Raw genomic sequence first — 20838 nt, 5'->3', positions numbered from 1 at the left:
ACGAACAGCGACCGAGACTAGACATTCAAAGGACGTGCCAGATTCGATCTGGCGATCTAACAGATTGAAAAGTATACGTTATTTATAACGGCGCTAATAAACGGGCAATTGATTGCCCAATAATCGCTCAAAAAATGTTCAAATGAATGAATATGCCTACGATTTATTCAATTGCCCGTTTACGAATCAGCCCCTCCTGCGCCACCGACGCAATCAAGACACCGTCTCTCGTAAACAGGCTACCGCGGGTGAGCCCCCTGGCACCGGAAGCCGAGGGGCTGTCCTGGGTGTAGAGAAGCCAATCATCGAGTTTGGTAGGCCGATGGAACCACATCGAATGATCGAGGCTGGCCACCTGGATGCTCTGATCGAAAATCGACGTTCCATGCGGATGGAGCGACGTATCGAGCAGGGTCATGTCGGAGAGGTAGGCAAGAATGGCTGCCTGATAGTGCCCATCGTCGGGAACTGGCCCCGTCGCCCGAACCCAAACATGCTGCACCGGATCGAGCTTCTTGTCAGAGAAATAGTGCGTGAGCGATATCGGGCGAATCTCGATCGGCCGCTCGCGCTCCCAGTATTTCCGAATCGGCGCGGGCGCGTTGGCTAGAAACTGGGCCGCGATCTGCCGCTCATCGAGAAGCTTTTCCGGAACGGGCACGTCGGGCATGACGATCTGATGATCGAAACCAGGTTCCTCGATCTGAAACGAGGCCGACAGGGCGAAGATCGCTTTTCCATGCTGGATGGCCACGGCCCGGCGCGTATTGAAACTCGACCCGTCGCGAATCCTTTCCACCTGATAGACAATCGGCACGGAGGGATCGCCCGGTCGCATAAAATAGGCGTGCAGCGAATGTACGATCCGGTCGCGCTCCACTGTGCGCTGTGCCGCCATCAAGGCCTGCGAGATGACCTGACCGCCGAAGACGCGCTGCCAGCCAACCTGGGGGCTGCGACCCCGAAAGATGTCGACCTCGACCCCTTCGAGATCCAGCGTAGAAAGCAGGGTCTCCATCGCAGTCGGCTTTTCGGTGTCACGCGTCATTTTGTACGGCTCCGGGCGGTAGGAAGTACGGCAGCGATGATCTATATAGATCAATACGATATTCACAAGAAACGGAACGGAATCCATGCGGGACATGCTGGTTGTAGGCGCGGGTTATGTGGGGCTTTCCGCGGCCGTGGCGGTCAAGCAGGCAGCACCTCACCTCGAGGTCGCGGTTGTCGAGGCTGCTCCTGCCGGCGTATGGCAGAAGGACATGCGCGCCTCGGCCATTATCGCGGCCGCGACCAGGATGCTCGAGGTTTTCGGCATCTGGGATGAGATCGAGCCCGACGCTCAGCCGATCACCAAGATGATCGTCACCGATTCCAAGACATCGGATCCCGTACGTCCGGTCTTCCTGACCTTCGATGGCGAGGTGGAGGATGGACGGCCGTTCGCACATATGATTCCGAATGTCGTGCTCGTCCGGGCGCTGCGTGGCGTATGTGAACGGCTTGGGATCGAAATTCATCACGGCTTTGGCGCGACCGGCCTCTCCATTGCCGATACGCATGCGACAGTCACGGCCGCGGATGGCAGCGTGCAGGAAGCCCGGCTGGTCGTCGCCTGCGACGGCGTCCGTTCACACCTCAGGGACCTGGCAGGGATCAAGACCGTCTCCTGGGACTATGGGCAATCCGGGATTGTCACGACTGTCGAGCATGAGCGCCCTCATCACGGTTGCGCGGAAGAACATTTCCTTCCGTCCGGACCGTTCGCCATCCTGCCTCTGAAAGGCAACCGCTCCTCGCTCGTCTGGACCGAGCCGACGCCGGAGGCAAACCGTCTCGTCACATCCGACGATCTGATTTTCGACGAAGAGCTGGAGCGCCGCTTCGGTCACAAGCTCGGTGCATTGAGGGTTGCCGGCGACAAACGCGCCTTCCCGCTGGGGCTGACGCTTGCACGGGCTTTCGTAGCTCCACGTGTGGCGCTCGCCGGAGATGCGGCGCATGGTATTCATCCGATTTCAGGTCAGGGCCTGAACCTCGGCTTCAAGGATGTCGCCGCCCTTGCCGAAACCGTCGTCGAGGCCGATCGGCTTGGCCTTGATATCGGCTCAATCAACATACTCGAGCGCTACCAGGCCTGGCGACGCTTTGACACCTTCCGGATGGGCGTCACCACCGATGTGCTGAATCGGCTTTTCTCCAACGACGTGGGACCACTGCGTATCGCCCGTGATTTTGGCCTCGGAATCGTCGATCGGCTGCCCGGCCTCAAATCGTTCTTTATCGGGCAGGCGGCCGGCACAACCGCCAAAGACAACCCCCGCCTGCTCGCGGGACAGGCGATCTAGTCAGTCGTCGAGCTCGCGTGCCTCGGAAACCAGCATGATTGGAATGCCATCTCGGATCGGATAGGCGAGACGCGCCTTCTCCGACACCAGTTCATTGTGCTCGCGGTCGTATGTCAGCCGGCCCTTGGTCAGAGGGCATACCAATAGTTCCAGAAGCTTCGGGTCAACGCGGCTGAGTTTTTCGTCCATGAACCGGTTTTACTGCAGAACGGTGTCCGAGTCACCGAAGACGCGGGCCAACACGATCTCTGTGATCGCGATCAGTGTTTCCGCTCGTGTTTTCAGATCCGGCGCTTCGAGTAGCGCCTGCTTCTCCGCCGGCCCGAAAGGAGACATCATGGCCAGCGAGTTGACGAGCGTCAGGTTGCTGGCGCGCTCGACACTTTCCCAATCCGCCTCGAGCTTGTTCGCGTCGAGATAGGCCTTGAAGGCGGCCAGAAGCGCGGTCCGATCAACCGCATCTTCCTCGTCGCGCGCCGAAAGATCGGCAATGAACGGCGCAATGCGGAAGGTTCGGAACGGATTATGGGTTTCCCGCTCCTCCAGCAGCCGAAAACGGCAAATGCCAGTCAGGGACACGATGTAGCGACCGTCGCCGGTCTCGGCAAAAGAAGTGATGCGTCCGAGGCACCCAACCGGCGCCAGACTAGCCTCACCCTGCCCTTCCTGGTCGCCCAGCGCGGGCTGGACCATGCCGATCAATCGATTACCTGATAAGGCCGCATCGAACATGGCAAGATAGCGCGGCTCGAAAATATTGAGAGGCAACTGCCCTGTAGGCAGCAGCAGCGCACCGCCCAGCGGAAAGACCGCGATCGTATCAGGCAGATCACCGGGTTTCAGATATCGTGCATTCCCCACTTGCATAGAGACTGGTCCTGCATTGCCGGCGGGCGCGACACGCCCGCACAAACGGAAATGTGGTGCCCGCCTCTAAAAACGCAAGGGCGACGAATCGAAACTGGAGTCCGAATTATGAAAACAGCATCGCCGAAAGCTTGCGGCGTGCCGAAACCGTAGCCGGATCCTTGAAGCCCCAGACGTCGAAGAACTGCAGCAATTGGCGCCGCGCGCCGTCGTCGTCGAAGGCACGGTCCTTGCGCATGATGTAGAGCAGGTGATCTGCCGACTCGTCACGCCGGCCCTCGACGTTGCGGATCTTGGCAAGCTTCAAACGCGCTTCATGATCGTCGGGATTTCGCGCCAACTCCTGCTCCAGGGCTACGGGATCGCCGAGCTTGCGCGCCTCCTCGATCTGATCGAGCTTCTTCGAGACCGCCTGGATGGCCGGATCCTTCGCCATTTCCTCCGGCAGTTCGGTTAGCGCCTCGCGCGCACGCTCATGCTGGTTGGCGGCTATCATGCACTCCGCCATTCCCGCCAACGCCTTCGCATTCTCGGGATCGGCCTGCGTGACAGCACCATAGAGCTGCGCGGCACCGTTGATATCGCCTGAAGCCAGCAGCTCGTCGGCCTCCTTGAGAACGCTCTCGATTTCTGCCGCCTGGTCGGCGCCGGCCGGACCGGCGATGCGATCGATGAACTGGTTGATCTGGCTCTCTGGCACTGCGCCCATGAAGCCATCGGCGGGACGACCGCCAACGAAGGCGATCACGGCCGGGATCGACTGGATACCAAGCTGCCCGGCAATCGAGGGATGGTCATCGATGTTCATCTTGACCAGCTTGACGCGCCCCTGCGCCTCATTGACGACCTTTTCCAGGACCGGCGTCAGCTGCTTGCAGGGACCGCACCACGGTGCCCAGAAATCGACGAGAACCGGCTGGTTGCGCGATTCCTCAATGACATCCTTCGTGAAATTAGCAGTCGTCGTATCCTTGATATAGCCGCCCGCGCCGGGTGCCGGCGCTGCCCCGTAGTTTGCCGTTGCCGTCATCTGGCCCAAGGAATTGCTGTAAGGATTGTCGTTGCCGCTCATGGATATCTCCCGCCGTGCCGGTCAGCCGGCTTGTGTAGCGCTAAAATCGTATGTCAGGACGTCACTTTCAAGACAAGCGGCTTGTGTCCTGTTGCTTCCATAAAGCGAATAAGGTCGCTGCTGGCAATCGATGTCGTGGCATCGTTCGACAGCGGATGACAGTTGATGATCTCATCCTTCATCAGATCGGCATCGAGAACGAATGTGACATGTCCGCCTGTATCGTTGATGGCCCCAAAAGCCGTAACCGCCCCCGGAACAACGCCCAGATACTCCATCAGCTTTTCCGGTTTCCCGAATGAGACCTTGCTGGAAGCGCCGATCAGCGTATGCACCGTTTTCAGATCCACAGCCGCATTCTCTTCTACCGTCAGCAAGAAGAACTGATCTTTCTTGTCCTTCACAAAGAGATTTTTGGTGTGGCCGCCGGGAATTTCATCGCGCAGTGCCACCGATTCGGCGACCGTGAAGACCGGCGCATGATCCTTGGTGCTGTGCTTGATCTCCAGGCCGTCAAGGAAAGCAAAAAGGTCATTTCTGGTCTTCGGCGTCACATCGGTCATCGTAAAATCCGTGGGTCTGAGAGCGATAAGGTGCCTGATTACGGTCCGCGATCGCCTTTTGCAATGTTCGTGGTTGACGCTTGGCCCTGCATTTGCGGCACTTCCGATGTCTTCGAACGAGGCCCGGAAATTTTTCTTCGAAATTCCGTCATTTCCCTGTTGCATTTGAAAATCGTTTGGGCGATATAGCGCCCGTCGCCGCAAGGTGGCGCCCACGGTCCTCACAACTACCCCGGACCGGTGCGGATTGAGCGGGTGTAGCTCAGGGGTAGAGCACAACCTTGCCAAGGTTGGGGTCGAGGGTTCAAATCCCTTCGCCCGCTCCAAATTTCCTCGAATAAGTCAACATCTTAAGACCTCGCTTGTCGAGGAGCCAATTCGGGCTTTTGGCCGTGTCGCCACCGGAAGAGACGGCGCAGCGTAACGGCACCTCAGTGCCCGACCGACTGACGACGGGCTATACCTTGCTTCCGATCCCCGATGGAGGTGACGTGCCGAAAAGCCAAAATCGCGCGCTGCCGGGCTTCTGTGGCTGAAACGAAGCCATGTCATGGAAGAACAAGGTCACGACGGGTGGGGATTTTATCGGCACGGTTTCTTTGTGGGAAGGGGGCTCCTTTTAACAACGCCGCCCCCATCCCGCCGAAGCCCCCCGCAGGGGCGGGAGCCAATCAATCCCTTCCTACTACTGCTCGGGGGGGTCGGGTTCCGGCGCTGGTGGGCGCTTACTCTTAGATTTAGCTTCCTTACGGAGGAGACAGGGCCGCCTTGTCGGAACTAGTGGTGTCGCCAGACCTTGAGGGCGGAAACTAGCAGGATCAAAGCAAGAGCTGGAAGCAGGAAAGCGTTGGGAACGATGCCAAGCAGCTTGCCGCCGATGAAAGTTCCGACGATCGACCCAGCTGCCATGACGAGCAGGAAAAGCCGGTTGCGCCCAAGGACGGAAAAACTTTGGTCGCGGCTGTAGCGAGTGAAACCGACAAGCATTGTCGGCAGGCTCACCGCAAGGGAGATAGAGCCAGCTAGCTTGATGTCTGCCCCGAATAATATCACCAAAGTCGCGACTAGAAGTTCACCGGCCGCCACACCAAGCAGCGAGGCAACTGTCCCGATGACGAAGCCCGCGAGGACGCCCGCGACCAGTTGCGCGCCCCCCGTCAGAAGCGGCTGCCCAGCTGCTACGTCACGCCCAACTACCAATACGATCGCGAATTCGACGAGCAGAATGGCGATGACTTTGTACAGCGTGTCGGACTTTAGACGCGTAGCCAAACCCGCTCCGAACCATGCGCCTAACAGGCTTCCGGAGAGGAGATTAACGATGATAGGCCAGCTTGCCGCAATCGTGCCGAAAGGAACCGTTGCCGCCCGAAACAGCAATGCCGATACAACGACAACGAGGCTCATGGCCTTGTTGAGAATGATTGCTTCCAAAGCTGGAAAATTGAAAAGGCCGATCAAAAGGGGCAAGCGAAACTGACCACCACCGAGGCCGATCAGTCCAGCGAATGCGCCGATGACACCTCCACCACCTAAAGCCATCGGAAGGTTGCGTGATTGCTGCGCAACAGAGGTGTCGTCCGTCATCATCCAAGCTCCGCGAAAATCTCACCTCTTGTAGTGGTAGCTGGATGTCGTCAGTTGGGCTACTGCGCGTTTGGTCCTCGCTCGACCGCAAACTGCGCCTCCCACTCCGAAACGGAAAGCTCAAGAACACGCGTTGGTAGTGATGATGACTTATGGATAATCTAAAGTTTCTGTTTAGCCTCCAGGCCCAACAACTTTGCCTGTCCCATGATCGCGGCGACCATGCCACCCGCGTTCCCGCCCTTTCCGCAATACCGGTATGGTCGGTCCTTAGATCCTCGAAGGGCGGTCAGCGGATTTTAGTTGCGGGGCGACGTCCAGGCATTTTCCGCGGCTTTCTTTGCCGGCGCAAGGTCGCGCTCATCCCGCTGCTCGGCGTTGTCGCGAACCGTTTCGGCCTGCCGGTCGGCAATGTAGGGTGCCAGCATTTGCTCCAAATGAGCCGCTGTCAGTCCGCCTGCAAAGCTCCTCATCTCTTCCCTCGCCCTGTTTACCGTTTGTAAACATTTAGCGGGTCACAGCGCTGATCGAAATGGTTCGATCGAACTCTCCCCGTGCTTTTTCGGGGACAAGACAAGCGCCCGAGACTAGGGGGTGGCCACCCCTAGCCGTTCGGCATGCGGCGCAAGTGAGGTCATGATATTGGGGTGGAGCATGATCCCTTCAGCGAGTGCCTCGCGCTTGCGGGCCAGCCCGTTTTCTCCCGGCAGCCGAACGCGCGCAACACCCGGTCGCGGGGGATTGCTGCGGCATGCCTCGGCAAGCCAGCCCGTCTGCCGTAGAAAGGCCTCGCGGCCACCAAAAGCTTCAGGGTCGAAAACCTGGACGGTGACTGCCGCGTTTGTCCCCTTCAATTCGTCGACACGCCCAAGACCGCCAAGCCCCTGCGTGAAGGCCTCGACATGAAGCGCCATGCCATAGCCCTTCTGGCCATGATCGAGCCCTCCCACCGGCATAAGCGTGCCGCCACGGTCGATCACCCGCGGATCACAGCTGGGCTCGCCGTTCTCATCCATCAGCCACTCGTGCTCATATTGCCGGCCCTCGCGCACCAACCGCTGCGCCATGTTGACCGTCGTGATCGAAGCGCTGATATCGATCAGGATGGGATCGCCGGGCGTTGGGATGCCATGGGCAACCGGGTTGGGAGTATAGACACCCTTTCGTCCGCCGAAAGGCGCGACCTGTCCACCGGATGGGCTGGAGCTTGCGATGCTGACCATGTAGCCGCGATCCGTGGCGATGGTGAGATAGGCGGCGAGACAACCGATATGATGACTGTCGGCGATCGCGATCGTGGCTGTGCCGTAGGTGGCAGCGCGCTCGCAGGCGAGTTTCACCGCTTCGGATGTCAGCCACGCGCCGGGAAGGCGGCGCCCACGCCAGGCGACGGCTGGACCACGATCCGACAGAATATCCGGTAGGCCCTCACGGTTCATCACACCATCGGCGATGCTTTGCAGATACCAGCCGGCCAATGCCAGGCCATGCGTCGTGTGGCCCATCAAATCGGCTTCGACGAGATAGTGCGCAACGGCGGCCGCCTTTTCCTCCTCAAGTCCGGCGGCGCCAAACAAGGACTGCGCGAACATGCGCAACGTATCCGGTGCATAGCGGATATCGGGAGCCTCGCCCATGTTGTTCTCCATCATTTGGCGGCAGCGAGCCGGTCAGCGCGCGAGAAAGCGGGGTTCCAATGTCTTGCCATCGAACGCCGCAAGCACGTTCTCGGCAGACATGATCGACACGGCGCGTTTCGCGTCGAGGGTGACGCCGGCGACGTGCGGGGTTACCAGCGTATTCGGAAGTCGGAATAGGGGATTGTCGGAGCCGGGCGGCTCGACGGCGAAACTGTCCAAACCGGCCCCGGCGAGGTGCCCATCTTCAAGCGCGGAAATCAATGCCTTCTCGTCGACCACTTCGCCTCGCGCCGTGTTGATCAATAGCGCGCCCCGCTTCATCAGCCTGATGCGACGAGCATCGATGAGGTTTTGTGTCTCCGGCGTCAACGGACAGTGGAGGCTGACAATGTCGGAGTTCGCAATGAGTGTATCCAGGTCGGTTTCGCGGGTGACCCCATCGTGAAACGCGTGACCGGGCGTATGTGGATCGAAGGCCGAGACGATCATGCCGATGGCGCCCGCCATACGGGCGAGCGTCTGGCCGATGAAGCCAAACCCGACAAGACCAAGCCGCTGGCCGCGCAACTCGCGCCCGTTATATTGGTTCTTGTCCCAAATACCGTCCCGAATGAGCCCGTCTTGGCGCGGCAAGTCCTTGACGAGCGCCATGATCAGCGCGAGCGCGTGCTCGGCGACCGAGTGTCCGTTACTTCCCGTCGTCATCGACACGGGGGTGCCGAGCGCTGCGGCCGCCTTAACGTCGATGTCGTTCGTTCCGACCCCGTGCTTGGCGATGTGTCGGAGCCTTCCGCCCGCCTGCATTTCCTCAGCCCCAAGCAAGTCAGCGAGCAGCCGCACGATGACTGCATCCGGCTTATGAGCTTTCATGACCTCAATGACGGCCTGCCGGTCGATGTAGGGCGGCGTGGAGATAACGCGTACTCCGGCATTTTCCAAAAGCGCCCGGCCTTCGGGCGCCAATTCGCCACCAAGAATGACAACAGTCTTTTCCATTCGCTCAACTCCTCCAGCGAGCAAAGCAGCAGGCGGCACACCACGGCACGGCCAACAACCCCGCAAGAACCGACGCGCTAAGCCGCCCGCCGGCGTGGAGACCGCGCCATCAACCGCGCATAGGCGATGGCTGAAAGCATATTCACGTGGTTTGCCTTGCCCGTGCCGGCAATATCGAAGGCCGTGCCGTGGTCGACGGACACGCGATCGATCGGCAAGCCGAGTGAGACGTTGACCGCCGTGTCGAATGCGATGAGCTTGATCGGAATATGGCCCTGGTCGTGATACTGCGCGATAACAAGATCGAAGGCACCATTATAGGCACGCGCAAAGACCGTGTCGGCCGAGATCGGACCAACGACATCGATGCCCTTCGCCTGCGCCAGTTCGACGGCAGGCGCGAGGAATTCACTATCCTCGGTCCCGAACAAGCCGTTCTCGCCGCAGTGCGGGTTGAGACCGGCAACCGCGATCCGCGCCTTTCTGCCAAGGCGCATGAAGTGATTGTGCCCCGCCTCGATCGTTGCGAGAACGCGCTCGGTCTTGGCGCGTTCGATCGCGCCCTTCAGCGAGATATGGGTAGAAACGTGGATGGTGTTCAGCCGCTCCGAAGCGAGCAGCATGAACGAGCTCTTCGAACCGGTGAGATGCGCCAGCAGGCCGGTGTGGCCGTCATAATGATGGCCGGCGAGATTCATCGCTTCTTTGTTGATTGGCGCGGTAACGATGACATCGGCGTTGCCTGACATCGCAAGATCGACGGCACGGCTGATGTAGCGCACCGACGCGTCACCCGCGACTGGACTGACCTTGCCGATCTCAGGCAGCGGCGCACCGAGCTCGACCTCGTCGACGGCAATCTTGCCCGTGCCAGCTGCATCTGCTGGCGCGAAGGAAAGCCCGGTTGCGGCGGCGCGATTGGCGCGCTCGAGCGCTTCCGTGTTGCCGACGATGACGAAATCGCGACGCTCCTGCTTCGGCATCGTGGCAAGCGCCTTGACGATCACCTCGGGGCCGACACCGGCCGGATCGCCGAGCGTCACGGCAACTTTCGCATTCCTGTCCATCACTCACGGTCCTCTTTGAATGAAAGCGGCCTCAAAAAGCGGCTTGGTAGATCGAGCGGATATCGGCGCGCGACAGGTCGCGCGGGTTGTTGTCCAGCAGGCGACGGATCGCAAAGGCATCGTCAGCCATCGCATCCAGATCACTTTCCGGCACGTCGAGGCCAGAGAGTTTCATTTCAATCCCGAGTTCGGCGCAAAAGGAATAGGCGGCATCGAAAACAGATTCGATATGGCCTGAAGTCTGGCGGCCCAATGCTTCCATGATGATATTGGTCTTCTCAGGCACCGCCGGCGTATTGAAGGCGAGCACATGAGGGAAGATCAGCGCATTTGCCGCGCCGTGCGCCACATGCCAACGCGTACCGAGCGGATAGGCGAGAGCGTGACCACCAGCGGTATTGACCGGGCCGAGACAGAAGCCTCCATACAGGGAGGCAAGCGCCAGGCCGGCACGCGCCTCGGCGTCGGAGCCATCCTGAACGGCGCGAGCAAGATACTTGCCGACCAGCCGCGTTCCTTCGATCGCATAAAGGTCGATCATCGGATGCGCCTTGCGATTGGTGAAAGCCTCGACACAGTGCGCCATCGCGTCGACCCCGGTTGCCGCGGTCGTGCGCGCAGGCACGCTGAAGGTCAGCGCCGGATCGACAACCGCGATATCGGCCAGCATGTGCATGCTCTCGACGGCAAGCTTGGCCATCGTCGTGGGGTCGGTGACGAGGGCCCTGATGCCGGCTTCGCTGCCGGTGCCTGATGTCGTCGGCACCTGAGCTAGCGCAACGCGGCGCGGCCCCCTGACTTTGTTCGGCCCGACAACTTCATGCAATGTCTGCGAGGAACCGGCAAGTACTGCGGCAAGCTTGGCAAGATCCATGGCACTGCCGCCGCCGAAGCCAACCACCAGTTGGGCGTCTGCTGCATTTGCCACGGCCAGCACCTTGTCGAGATTGGCAGTATCCGGCTCTGGGGTTACATCGGCAAACACCGTGACGTCGCCCTTGAGGGCAAGCGTATCGACGCGCGTCGCGTTGAAGGCGTCGGAGATAACGAGAATCCTGCTGTAGCCTTTCTCGTTCGCCCACCTGCCGAGCCGCTCTGCCGTGCCGACGCCGAACTCGATCAGGTGCGGCCGGACGATTGTGATAGGCGAATCCAAGCTGACCACTGGACCACTCCTCCCTGCAAGTGCTGGCGACTTATCTCCGTCGCATAAGATGTAAATTTGTTATACAAAGCTACGGCATTTGGCAAGCAGTCAGATCGCCCGCGACCAGGAAATCGTGCTTTTGCCAATCACGTCCGCACGCCATTTATCCCGCCTCATCGTTCAAATAACTGATTTTGCAAGTAAAAATGACAAGAGCCGGTCATTGAGGACATTGAGGTGGAGTTGGGGGGCCGAATGGCCATAAGATAATAGGAAGTTGTTAAATGAACGCGCGATCCGACCCACTTCTGTCGTCAAGAAGTGGAATCGGTTGAGGAAAATTCACAACTGACAACCTATGAAGGCGTTACGCTATCGCATCGGCGGAAAGCCGCACGTATTTTATGGCACGGCGATAATAAGTGTAGGCGACATGCACCACGCCATCCGCCCCTTGAATAATCGAGGGGTAGGAAAACTCACGGTTCACCGAGTCTTTCGAGTTGTTGCTCAAGCAATATCCGTCACCGGTATCAAGATCGACATGTCGGGGAAAGCTCACGCCGCCATCACCGGAGAGGGCAAGGCTGAGCGGCGCGCGAGGGACGCCCCAGACAGCCTTGCGTCGCTCGCTTGTTTGCACCGGCGCCACCTTTGTCTCCTCGTCACCTTCGATCTCATCGTAGAGCGACTGGCGCCGAGCATCCGAGGTCGAGGCATTGGAATGGTTGTAAACCATTGCGATCATGCCGTTTTCCAGTCGCGTCGCCTGAATTGACGAGTTGTTGTTCGGCAGATCAATCGGTCGAGGCGCGCTCCAATGCGTACCGCCATCACTCGAGCGGCTGGACAAGACCGATTCGGCAAATCGATTGCGATAGAAGGCCACAAGGTTGTCGCCGTCGATCGGCACGATATTCATGTGAACCGCGCCGATACTATCCGGGACCTCCGTCATGACCCAGCTTTTGCCCGCGTCGCGCGAGATCAGCACGCCCGCCGTATCGACGTCTCCCGTCCAGCGTTCTCCGGGCAATCCAATGCAGCGAAAGACCGGCAACAGCCAGGTGCCAGTGCGATTGACGATGATCGGCTGGCGCACGAACGTGCCCGGGATATCACAGAGAACGCGCACCTCTCCGAAGGTTTTTCCGCCATCCTCCGAGATACGACATTTTACAATCGAGCCGTCCTGGTTGCCCGAGGTCTGCGAGGTATAAAGTAACCAGACTCTTCCGTCTGGCGCATTGAAAACTAAAGGATTTTGTTCGGATTTCGCCGGATCGTCCGACATCTTCTCCGGCTGCGACCAGCCCGCCGCTCCCGTCGCCAGTCGCGACATGTAAATGGAGATATCACCCATTCCCTCCATCGTGCCTCCGAACCAAACGCAAGTCAGGGTTCCATCTGGCAGAAATGCGAGATTGGCCGCGTGGTTCTGGATACAGGGAGAGGGTAGATACGCTTCAGCGCGACCCTTCTCGGCGGAATGCTCGGCGATATCTCCGGTCATCAACGCCGGAACCGCCTCGGGCGGCAAACCTGTAAAGCTCATGTTCCGTCCCTCACGGCAGCTTGGCATAGGCTTCGGAAAGCGCCGCATAGTCGGCGTCGCTGATTGGCATCAACGGCGCACGGGTCCGCCGCCAGGCTGCGTTACCGGTCTTGAGGCCCACCATTGCCTTGATCGTCGGAATCTGGACATAGGAGTTAGAGAGCGTTCGATAGGCATTGATGCGAGCTTGGGCAATCTCGACCTCACCGGCACACGCCTCATCGTGGACCTTGTCGTATACGGTGCGCAGCGAGTCCGCGACGAGATTGGAGGTTGCCGTGATGCAGCCCGCACCTCCCGCCTTCAGGAGCGGCAAGAGCAGTGGATCAGCTCCGGCCAGCACGGAAAAGCCCGGATAAGCGGCGATGATCGCTTGCATGTTATTGAAATCACCTGCGGATTCCTTGATTCCGACGACCGTGTTCGGGAATGCTTCGATCAGCCTGCCGATCAACGGGATCGAAAGCGGAACGCCTGAGACTTGCGGGATATGATAGAGAATGACCTGCAGCCTGGTATCGCCGATCTTTTCCAAAACCTGCGAATAGGCAGCAAACAACCCGTCGTCGGATACGCCTTTGTAATAGAAGGGCGGCAGCATCACGACCTTTGTCACGCCAAGAGAGAGCGCATGCTTGGTCAACTCCACCGTTTCAGGAGTGGCAACGACACCAGTACCGGGAAGCAGCTTGTCGGCGGGCACGCCTGCCTTGAGGGCTGCCTCAAGGATCGACCGACGCTCGCCGGAGGAGAAGGAATTCGCCTCACCGGTCGTGCCAAGCAGCGCTACGCCGTGACATCCTTCCCGCAACAAGCGTTGGCAGTGCTCGGTGAAAAGCTCCAGGTCCGGGCTGCCGTCCGCATTGAGCGGGGTCGCCGCCGCGCTGAATACGCCTGAAATCTTGTGATCGTTCATATCGTCCTCCTCGGATGAACGCCGCACAGCTGGCGGCCAAGGCGGGAACTCGAGCCCGCGAGATGCGGTTTTCATCTTCCTCACAGCAGATGTTGTCAATATGACAATATGCGACAGCGGCTTGTTGTATTTGTAACTAACTGAAAACGTGAAATAAAATATTTTAGATCTTCCTCAAGCTCGAGGCGTTGATTAATTTTGGTTGACATATTTACATTATCGAGCGAGTGTCTGCGCCATGTCGTGATGCACTTTCGGGATAGAGTGGAAAGTGGAGACGCCATCAATTTTGCCATGGGAGGACACTATGACTGACCGCAATGAAGGGAAATCTGCGCAGGGAACGCAGATGTCACGCCGCGAGGCTTTGAAGCTCGGCCTCGCCGCTGGCGTTGGCCTCACCGTATTCGGGATGAACGCCCGGATCGTGTTCGCCGATGAGGGACAGGTTCTCAAGGCCGCGCATCCGGCTTTCGACCAAGACTGGTCACCGCTGCGCGGCGGCGGGCGCCCCTTCCGCTGGAACTCGATCTGGTGGGCTTCGCCGATGTATTTCGATAGCGAAGGCAAGATCAAGCCATATGTCTTCACCAGCTGGGACTCGCCCGACAACAAGGTCTGGACCTTCAAGATCGACCCCAAGGCCGTCTTCTCCGACGGCAGCAAGATCACCTCGGCTGATGTCAAGGGCTCCTGGGAAGTTGCTTCCATGCCCAACACGAAGAGCCAGCGCGCCGACCAAGTGCTGAGCAAGGTTCAGGGCTATAAGGAAATCAGCGGCGGTTCCGGCAACGAACTGACGGGCGTTGCAACGCCTGATGAAGGCACGGTTGTCGTCACCCTGACGGAAGTCGACCCGATCTTCTTCATGCGCCTTGCCAACCACATTGCTCCCATCACCAAGGCGGCGCAGTCGCGCGGCAGTGACGGCGAGGAAGTTGCCGATTGGTACAAGCCTGACAGCAAGCCGGTTTTCTCCGGCCCGTTCAAGCTGACCAGCCTCGACATCGACGCCGGCAAGCTGGTCTTCGAACCGAACGAGAATTTCTTCGGGCCGAAGCCGAAGCTGGCGCGCATCGAAATCACGTCGGTTGAAGACAACGTCACCGCGACCTCGCTGATCAATTCGGGCGAGTTCAACGCTCACACCGAGCTCGTGACCTCCACCATTATCCAGGACCTCGGTCCGGAATTCTCCTCCGGCCCGCTGATCCCGACCAGCCAGCACTTCTGGTTCAACGTCACTCGTGCCCCGATGGACGACCCCAAGGTCCGCCAGGCCCTGATCATGGCGATCGACCGTGACGGTCTCTTTAAGGCTTCCTACCCGGATGGGCCGCACAAAAAGGCGGATCAGATCCTCAATTCCGTGCCCGGCGCCGACAACTCTGGCTTCGAGCCCTATCCGTACGATCCGGCAGCCGCCAAGAAGCTGCTCGCCGAGTCGAGCTATGGCGGCCCCGAGCGTCTGCCGAAGATCTTGTTCGTCGGCATTTCCGCGCCGGCCATCGAAGCTGCGGCCCAGTTCATTGCCGAGCAGTGGCGCCAGAATCTCGGCATCACCGCCGTCGACATGAAGCCGCAGCAGGACTCCTACGCAGGTCCGGACCAGAACGCGGTACAGATCTTCCGTGACGACGTCGGAACGCGTGTTCCGGACGCCGTTTCCTATCTTGCGGGCTGCATCGCTTCGACCTCATCGAACGCGCAGAACAAGCTTGGCGGATACAAGAACGAGAAGGTCGACGCGGCCCTTGCCGAAGCGGCCACGAAGGCTGCCGACGATCCGCAACGCGTCAAGCTCGCCCAGGACGCGCAGAAGGCGTTCCGCGAGGATTGGGCGTTCATTCCGTGGTATTCTCAGGCGATGTCGCGCTGGGCCACCAAGGAGGTCAAGGGCATGGAAAAGAACCTCGACTGGCAGGTCGTCGCGCCCTGGGATATTTCCGTCGGCTGAGCCGTCGAACGTCCCGAATAGATAGCCTCTGGCAAATAGCAACCGCGCGAAGACCTCAAGGCCTTCGCGCAAGTTTCAAGAAGACATCGCATGTCCGCGTTGATGCGGAAAGGTGTCTGCCAACCGGTGGGAGATGACCTTGTTACGCTACGTGCTAACCCGGTTTGCCATCTGGATCCCGTCCGTGCTGATCGTCATGCTGGCCGTCTACGCGCTGGCTTTCTACGGCGCCGGCGATCCGATCAAGTTGATCTTTCTGCGCGCACCCGGCGATGTTGCCTATAATCCCCAGCGCATCGAAGCTATCCGCGAGAGCGCCGGCCTCAACAAGCCGTTCATCGAGCAGTTCGGCTTTTACATCTGGAATCTTCTGCATGGCCAGTTCGGCAATTCGCTGACCTCGGGCCGTTCGGTCTGGGCCATGGTTTCGGCTGCGGCGCCGGTTTCCTTTCAACTCGCCCTCTGTTCCATCATTCTGACCGCCGTCGTCGCCATTCCGCTCGGCATGATCGCGGCACTCAACCAGAACACGCGACTCGACTACACGATCCTTGGCAGCGCGCTCTTTCTCTGGGCGATCCCTGCCTATGTCGCCGGTCCGTTGCTGATGGTCGCGCTCATCGTGCTGCTGCCGATGATCAAGGTGCCCTATGGCTGGGGCGGCGTGTTCGACGTGCGTATCCTCTTGCCGCTGCTCGTATTGTCGTTCCAGCCGATCGCACTGATCGTTCGCCAGACGCGCGCTGCGGTCATCGAAGTCCTGTCCGAGGATTTCGTCCGCACGGCCCGCGCCAAGGGCGTGCCTGAGATCGTCGTCGCTTTGCGCCACATCCTGCGCCCGGTGCTGACGCCTGTCGTCACGCAGCTCGGCCTGATCATGATCACCATCGTCAATGGTGCGATCTTCGTCGAGCTCGTCTTCGGCCTGCCGGGCCTCGGGCGCCTGACGGTGCAGGCGCTGACCAATTCTGACTATCCCGTCATCCTGGCGATCACGTTGATCGGTTCCTTCCTGGTCATGGCCTCGAACCTGTTGGTCGATGTGCTTTATCCGCTGCTTGATCCGCGCGCCAACGATGCAAGAAGGAGCCGCTGACCATGTCCGCCATCCCTCTCTCCACGATCGAAGCAACGCAGGAAGAGCCGCCGGTCAACCTGTGGCGTGACGCCTGGTACCGTCTGAAGCGCAACAAGCTTGCCCTTTTCGGTCTGGTTGTCGTGCTGATCCTCGGTTTCACCGCAATCTTCGGGCCATACCTGACGCCTTACGACTATCTGACGCAGGATCTGCAGGCGCGAAACGCGGTTCCGTCACTTCACCACCTGTTCGGTACCGATGATCTAGGTCGGGATGTTTTCAGCCGCGTCGTCTTCGGAACGCGCACGGCCTTCCTGGTCGCTATCGTCGTGACGTTCATCGCGGTTGCGATCGGTCTCGTGCTCGGTGCCATCGCCGGCTTCTTCGGCAACCCGTTCGACAGCGCCATCATGTGGCTGACTGACGTGACCATGTCGGTGCCGAATCTGCTGCTCGTCGTCGTCATCAACGCTTCGCTGAAAACGCCGATTGCAAAATGGATGGAGGCCCAGTACATGGCAACCCTCAATCCATTCTACCGCCAGACCATTTGGGTCGATTTCTTCCTCGTCTTCGGCTCGATGGCGCTGATCTCCTGGCCGCCCTATGCCCGCCTCGTGCGCGCTCAGGTGCTGTCGATTCGCAGCCGCCCCTATATCACCGCGGCACAGGCGCTTGGCCTCTCCAACTGGGTGATTATGAAGCGCTACGTCGTGCCAAACGCGCTCGGACCACTCATCGTCTCCGTCAGTGCTGGCCTCGGCACCGCCATGGTTCTGGAGAGCGCCTTCAGCTTCCTCGGCGTCGGCGTCAATCCGCCGACCCCCAGCTGGGGTAACATGATCTCGGATGGCCTGCGCGTCTGGCAGCACTATCCCCATCTCCTCGCCGCACCGGCAGCCGTTCTTGGCCTTGCCTCGGTTGCTTTCAGCTTCCTCGGCGATGGCCTCAACGACGCACTCAATCCGCGGGGCAGCAAGTGATGAACACAACCAAATCCAATGAACGCCTACTCGATGTACGCGGCCTCACCGTCGAGATCGACGGACGCAATGGCCCTGCCGTCGTTGTCGACGGCATCGACCTACACGTCAACAAGGGCGAGACGCTCGGCGTCGTCGGCGAATCCGGCTGCGGCAAGAGCCTGACCATGCTCAGCCTGATGCGGCTCCTGCCCAACAAGATCAAGGTGACGAAGGGCTCTGCGAGTTTCGACGGCAACGATCTTCAGAAGATGTCCAACAAGGAACTGCGCAAGGTCCGCGGCGGCGATATCGGCTTCGTCTTCCAGGATCCGATGACATCGCTGAATCCCGTGATGCGCATCGGCGACCAGATCTGCGAACCGCTGATCTATCACCGCAAGATGAGCAAGGCGCAGGCCCGCCAGCGCGCCGTCGAACTGCTGCGTCTCGTTGGCATTCCGGGGCCGGAAGAGCGGCTGCAGGCCTATCCGCACGAGCTTTCGGGCGGAATGCGCCAGCGCGTCATGATCGCCATCGGCCTTGCCTGCAATCCGAAGCTCTTGATTGCTGACGAACCGACGACCGCGCTAGATGTGACCATCCAGGCCCAGATCGTCGATCTGGTGAAGGATCTGCGTGCCAAGCTCGGCATGTCTGTCGTCTGGATCACGCACGATCTCGCGCTGATCGCTGGTCTCGTCGATCGCGTCGCCGTCCTCTATGCCGGCACGGTTGTGGAAGATGCGCCGGTGGACGAACTCTACGCACGCCCGAGCCATCCCTATACGCGCGGTCTGCTTGCTTCGATTCCAAAGCTCTCGGATGCACCCGCAAGCCGGCTCTCGTCGATCGGAGGAACACCGCCGGAACCCGGCCGCCGGCCAAAGGGATGTCCTTTTGCACCGCGCTGCCCCCTGGCCGAGCCTGTCTGTCACGAACGGGTGCCAAAACTCGAACCGCTGGCTGGCGCCGGCAATCACCGCGCCGCCTGCTTCGTCGTTCAGAAAGTGCAGGAGGCTGCGTGATGGGTGCACAACCGCTTCTCAAGGTCGAAAACCTCGTCAAGCATTTCCACGTCAAGCTCGGCGCCTTCGGCGAGCGTGCGGCGACGGTTTATGCGCTTGACAACGTCAACCTTGATATCATGGAAGGCGAGACGCTTTCGCTTGTCGGCGAATCCGGCTGCGGCAAGTCGACAACCGGCTTTACCATCCTCAACCTCTACAAGGCGACATCAGGCAAGGTCGTCTACAAGGGGCAGGATCTCGCGACCCTTGATGAGAAGCAGATGCGGCCGTTCCGCCGCGACCTGCAGATCGTCTTCCAGGACCCGTACTCGACGCTCAACCCGCGAATGACGATCGGCGAGGCAATCGGCGAGCCGATCCTGTTCCACAAGCTTTGCACCAAGGCGGAACTGAAGGACAGGATCGCGACGCTGCTGACCGACGTCGGGCTGCCCACCCGTTTTGCGCAGCGCTATCCGCATGAGCTTTCCGGCGGTCAGCGCCAGCGCGTGGTTATCGCCCGGGCGTTGGCGTGTCAGCCGAAGTTCATCGTCTGCGATGAGGCGATCTCCGCTCTCGACGTTTCCATTCAGGCGCAGATCATCAACCTGCTGCTCGACCTGCAGGAAAAATACCGGCTGACCTATCTGTTCATCGCCCACGATCTGGCGGTCGTACGCCATATCAGCACACGCGTCGGCGTCATGTATCTCGGTCGCCTTGCCGAACTTGCGACCCGCGAGGAGCTGTTCGAGAACCCGCTGCACCCTTACACCAAAGCGCTGCTCTCCGCCGTTCCGGAAACCGATCCAGAGCTGGAGCGTACTCGCAAGCGCCAGATCCTGCAGGGCGATGTGCCGAGCCCGCTTAGTCCACCGACCGGCTGCCGCTTCCATACCCGTTGCCCGATCGCCATGGAGGTTTGCAGCAAGATGATCCCCGAGTGGAAGGAAGCAAGGCCCGGCCATCTCGTCGCCTGCCATGCGGTCAACACGGAAACGAACGCATGACGCTTGAGGTCGCGATCATCGCTGACGATTTGACCGGCGCGCTCGACACGGGCACTCCGTTTGTCGATGCCGGTCTATCCGTCGCTGTCGCAATCGATGTGGATGCAATTCCCGAAGCGCTTCTGACTGGCTGCAACGTGGTTGTGGTCAACACAGCTTCACGAGCTCTCCTGGGGGAGGAAGCGGCGAGAAGAGTCACTGCTGCGGCGAAGGCTCTTCTTGCCGCCTCGCCGGGCATTGTCCTGAAGAAGATAGACTCCCGTCTCAAGGGCAATGTTGCAGCCGAAAGCGTCGCCTTGGCTGAAGTTTTCGGTCACGGAGCCATCGTTGTGGCGCCTGCCATCCCCGACCAGCAGCGCTTGACCCGCGATGGCCATGTCTTTGGTCGTGGCGTAACCGAACCCATCCCGATTGCTGAGCTCTTCAAGGCAAATGACGGCGAAGTGCTCGTGCGAGACGCCGAGACTGACAGTGACCTTGACCGACTGGTTGGCGAGTATGAGTGGAGGACGACGCTTGCTGTCGGCGCTCGCGGCTTGGGTGCTGCCTTTGCCCGAAAGATCGGGCAGATGGATCGGCCACGCAAACCGCTTGCTGCATCGTCCGAGACCATCTTTGCCTTTGGCTCTCGCGATCCGATCACGGCAGCACAAATGACCAAGCTGGAAGGGTCTGGCGCCCTGACTTCGGCCATTGATGCCCCTATCGGAGCGGTGCCCCGCGAAGGGCAATTTACCTTGCCCCTGCTTCTGCGTTGCACGGGTGAAATAACCAGCGATGCAGCAGCAGTTGCCGACCGCTTCGCGAAAGGCGTAAAATCAGTCATAGATGCCACACGCCCGGAAACGCTGATGGTCGGGGGCGGTGACACGGCGCTGGCGGTATTTTGTGAACTTGGAATTCGGGTCCTGATGCCGAAGGGCGAAATCGAGGCGGGGATTCCGTGGTTTGACGTTACGACTGCTGATGGCTTGCGTCTGCGCTGTGCGGTGAAGTCCGGGGGCTTTGGGAATTCTGATAGTTTGCTAAGACTGATTGCACAGAATCAGGCGGCATAAGCAAT

General features: G+C 59.8%; 20 protein-coding genes and 1 tRNA gene. 8 read left to right on the top strand and 13 right to left on the bottom strand.

Going from position 1 to position 20838, the window contains the following annotated elements:
• Positions 1–163 precede the first annotated feature (163 nt).
• Positions 164–1048, bottom strand: coding sequence for an acyl-CoA thioesterase II (gene tesB / locus FHT77_RS11175; protein WP_183755122.1), 885 nt, complete (start codon positions 1046–1048; stop codon positions 164–166).
• 85 nt (positions 1049–1133) lie between these two features.
• Here tesB and FHT77_RS11170 point away from each other — a divergent pair, with 85 nt between their 5' ends.
• The gene (locus FHT77_RS11170) at positions 1134–2348 is read left to right on the top strand and encodes a ubiquinone biosynthesis hydroxylase (protein WP_183755121.1); all 1215 of its coding nucleotides are present in this window, start codon (positions 1134–1136) and stop codon (positions 2346–2348) included.
• Here the strand turns inward: FHT77_RS11170 and FHT77_RS11165 are convergent, their stop codons facing one another.
• The 4 genes from FHT77_RS11165 to FHT77_RS11150 form a co-directional block, all read right to left on the bottom strand.
• A complete protein-coding gene (locus tag FHT77_RS11165) occupies positions 2349–2537 on the bottom strand; it encodes a Trm112 family protein (protein WP_007528286.1) in 189 nt (62 codons plus the stop codon).
• A gap of 9 nt (positions 2538–2546) precedes the next feature.
• Positions 2547–3215 carry an LON peptidase substrate-binding domain-containing protein gene (locus tag FHT77_RS11160; protein WP_183755120.1) on the bottom strand — a complete coding sequence of 223 codons (669 nt, stop codon included), beginning with the start codon at positions 3213–3215 and terminating at the stop codon, positions 2547–2549.
• A gap of 106 nt (positions 3216–3321) precedes the next feature.
• Positions 3322–4287, bottom strand: coding sequence for a thioredoxin (trxA, locus tag FHT77_RS11155; RefSeq protein WP_183755119.1), 966 nt, complete (start codon positions 4285–4287; stop codon positions 3322–3324).
• Between the two features lie 53 nt (positions 4288–4340).
• Positions 4341–4850, bottom strand: a complete 510-nt coding sequence (locus FHT77_RS11150) for a prolyl-tRNA synthetase associated domain-containing protein (protein ID WP_183755118.1) — start codon at positions 4848–4850, stop codon at positions 4341–4343.
• Positions 4851–5101: 251 nt separating this feature from the next.
• Between FHT77_RS11150 and FHT77_RS11145 the strand changes: the two genes are divergently transcribed.
• Positions 5102–5176, top strand: a tRNA-Gly gene (locus FHT77_RS11145).
• A 451-nt stretch (positions 5177–5627) separates the two neighbouring features.
• Here FHT77_RS11145 and FHT77_RS11140 read toward each other — a convergent pair.
• The 8 genes from FHT77_RS11140 to FHT77_RS11105 all read right to left on the bottom strand — a co-directional run bounded on the left by FHT77_RS11140 (position 5628) and on the right by FHT77_RS11105 (position 13758).
• Complete coding sequence (locus tag FHT77_RS11140; protein ID WP_409527444.1) at positions 5628–6440, bottom strand: sulfite exporter TauE/SafE family protein; 813 nt, start codon at positions 6438–6440, stop codon at positions 5628–5630.
• A gap of 296 nt (positions 6441–6736) precedes the next feature.
• Entirely contained in the window at positions 6737–6910 is a 174-nt protein-coding gene (locus FHT77_RS11135) for a hypothetical protein (RefSeq protein ID WP_183755116.1), read from the bottom strand.
• 114 nt (positions 6911–7024) lie between these two features.
• Positions 7025–8074 (bottom strand): Ldh family oxidoreductase, encoded by a 1050-nt coding sequence (locus FHT77_RS11130; RefSeq protein ID WP_183755115.1) that lies wholly within the window; start codon positions 8072–8074, stop codon positions 7025–7027.
• Between the two features lie 33 nt (positions 8075–8107).
• Positions 8108–9073: a hydroxyacid dehydrogenase gene (locus FHT77_RS11125; protein ID WP_183755114.1), complete on the bottom strand. Its 966-nt coding sequence runs from the start codon at positions 9071–9073 to the stop codon at positions 8108–8110.
• A 77-nt stretch (positions 9074–9150) separates the two neighbouring features.
• Entirely contained in the window at positions 9151–10140 is a 990-nt protein-coding gene (gene pdxA, locus FHT77_RS11120; RefSeq protein WP_183755326.1) for a 4-hydroxythreonine-4-phosphate dehydrogenase PdxA, read from the bottom strand.
• A 31-nt stretch (positions 10141–10171) separates the two neighbouring features.
• Positions 10172–11305, bottom strand: a complete 1134-nt coding sequence (locus tag FHT77_RS11115) for an iron-containing alcohol dehydrogenase (protein ID WP_183755113.1) — start codon at positions 11303–11305, stop codon at positions 10172–10174.
• 349 nt (positions 11306–11654) lie between these two features.
• Entirely contained in the window at positions 11655–12842 is a 1188-nt protein-coding gene (locus FHT77_RS11110; RefSeq protein ID WP_183755112.1) for a sialidase family protein, read from the bottom strand.
• Between the two features lie 10 nt (positions 12843–12852).
• Positions 12853–13758 carry a dihydrodipicolinate synthase family protein gene (locus FHT77_RS11105; protein WP_183755111.1) on the bottom strand — a complete coding sequence of 302 codons (906 nt, stop codon included), beginning with the start codon at positions 13756–13758 and terminating at the stop codon, positions 12853–12855.
• A gap of 307 nt (positions 13759–14065) precedes the next feature.
• On the opposite strand from FHT77_RS11105, the gene FHT77_RS11100 reads away from it, so the two are divergent.
• The 6 genes from FHT77_RS11100 to FHT77_RS11075 all read left to right on the top strand — a co-directional run bounded on the left by FHT77_RS11100 (position 14066) and on the right by FHT77_RS11075 (position 20833).
• Positions 14066–15715 carry an ABC transporter substrate-binding protein gene (locus tag FHT77_RS11100; RefSeq protein ID WP_183755110.1) on the top strand — a complete coding sequence of 550 codons (1650 nt, stop codon included), beginning with the start codon at positions 14066–14068 and terminating at the stop codon, positions 15713–15715.
• A gap of 139 nt (positions 15716–15854) precedes the next feature.
• Positions 15855–16811, top strand: a complete 957-nt coding sequence (locus FHT77_RS11095) for an ABC transporter permease (protein ID WP_183755109.1) — start codon at positions 15855–15857, stop codon at positions 16809–16811.
• Between the two features lie 2 nt (positions 16812–16813).
• On the top strand, positions 16814–17776 hold the full coding sequence (locus tag FHT77_RS11090; protein WP_016556690.1) for an ABC transporter permease: 963 nt from the start codon (positions 16814–16816) through the stop codon (positions 17774–17776).
• Entirely contained in the window at positions 17776–18783 is a 1008-nt protein-coding gene (locus FHT77_RS11085) for an ABC transporter ATP-binding protein (protein ID WP_183755108.1), read from the top strand. The genes FHT77_RS11090 and FHT77_RS11085 overlap by 1 nt, the downstream gene beginning before the upstream one ends.
• The gene (locus tag FHT77_RS11080) at positions 18783–19775 is read left to right on the top strand and encodes an ABC transporter ATP-binding protein (protein ID WP_183755107.1); all 993 of its coding nucleotides are present in this window, start codon (positions 18783–18785) and stop codon (positions 19773–19775) included. The genes FHT77_RS11085 and FHT77_RS11080 overlap by 1 nt, the downstream gene beginning before the upstream one ends.
• Positions 19772–20833 (top strand): four-carbon acid sugar kinase family protein, encoded by a 1062-nt coding sequence (locus FHT77_RS11075; protein WP_183755106.1) that lies wholly within the window; start codon positions 19772–19774, stop codon positions 20831–20833. The genes FHT77_RS11080 and FHT77_RS11075 overlap by 4 nt, the downstream gene beginning before the upstream one ends.
• The last annotated feature ends 5 nt before the right edge of the window (positions 20834–20838 follow it).

The sequence above is a fragment of the Rhizobium sp. BK181 genome (assembly GCF_014193305.1).
Classification (GTDB): Bacteria; Pseudomonadota; Alphaproteobacteria; order Rhizobiales; family Rhizobiaceae; genus Rhizobium.
The sequence above is the reverse complement of the archived record's forward strand: the minus strand, read 5'-3'. Positions and strand labels throughout refer to the sequence as shown.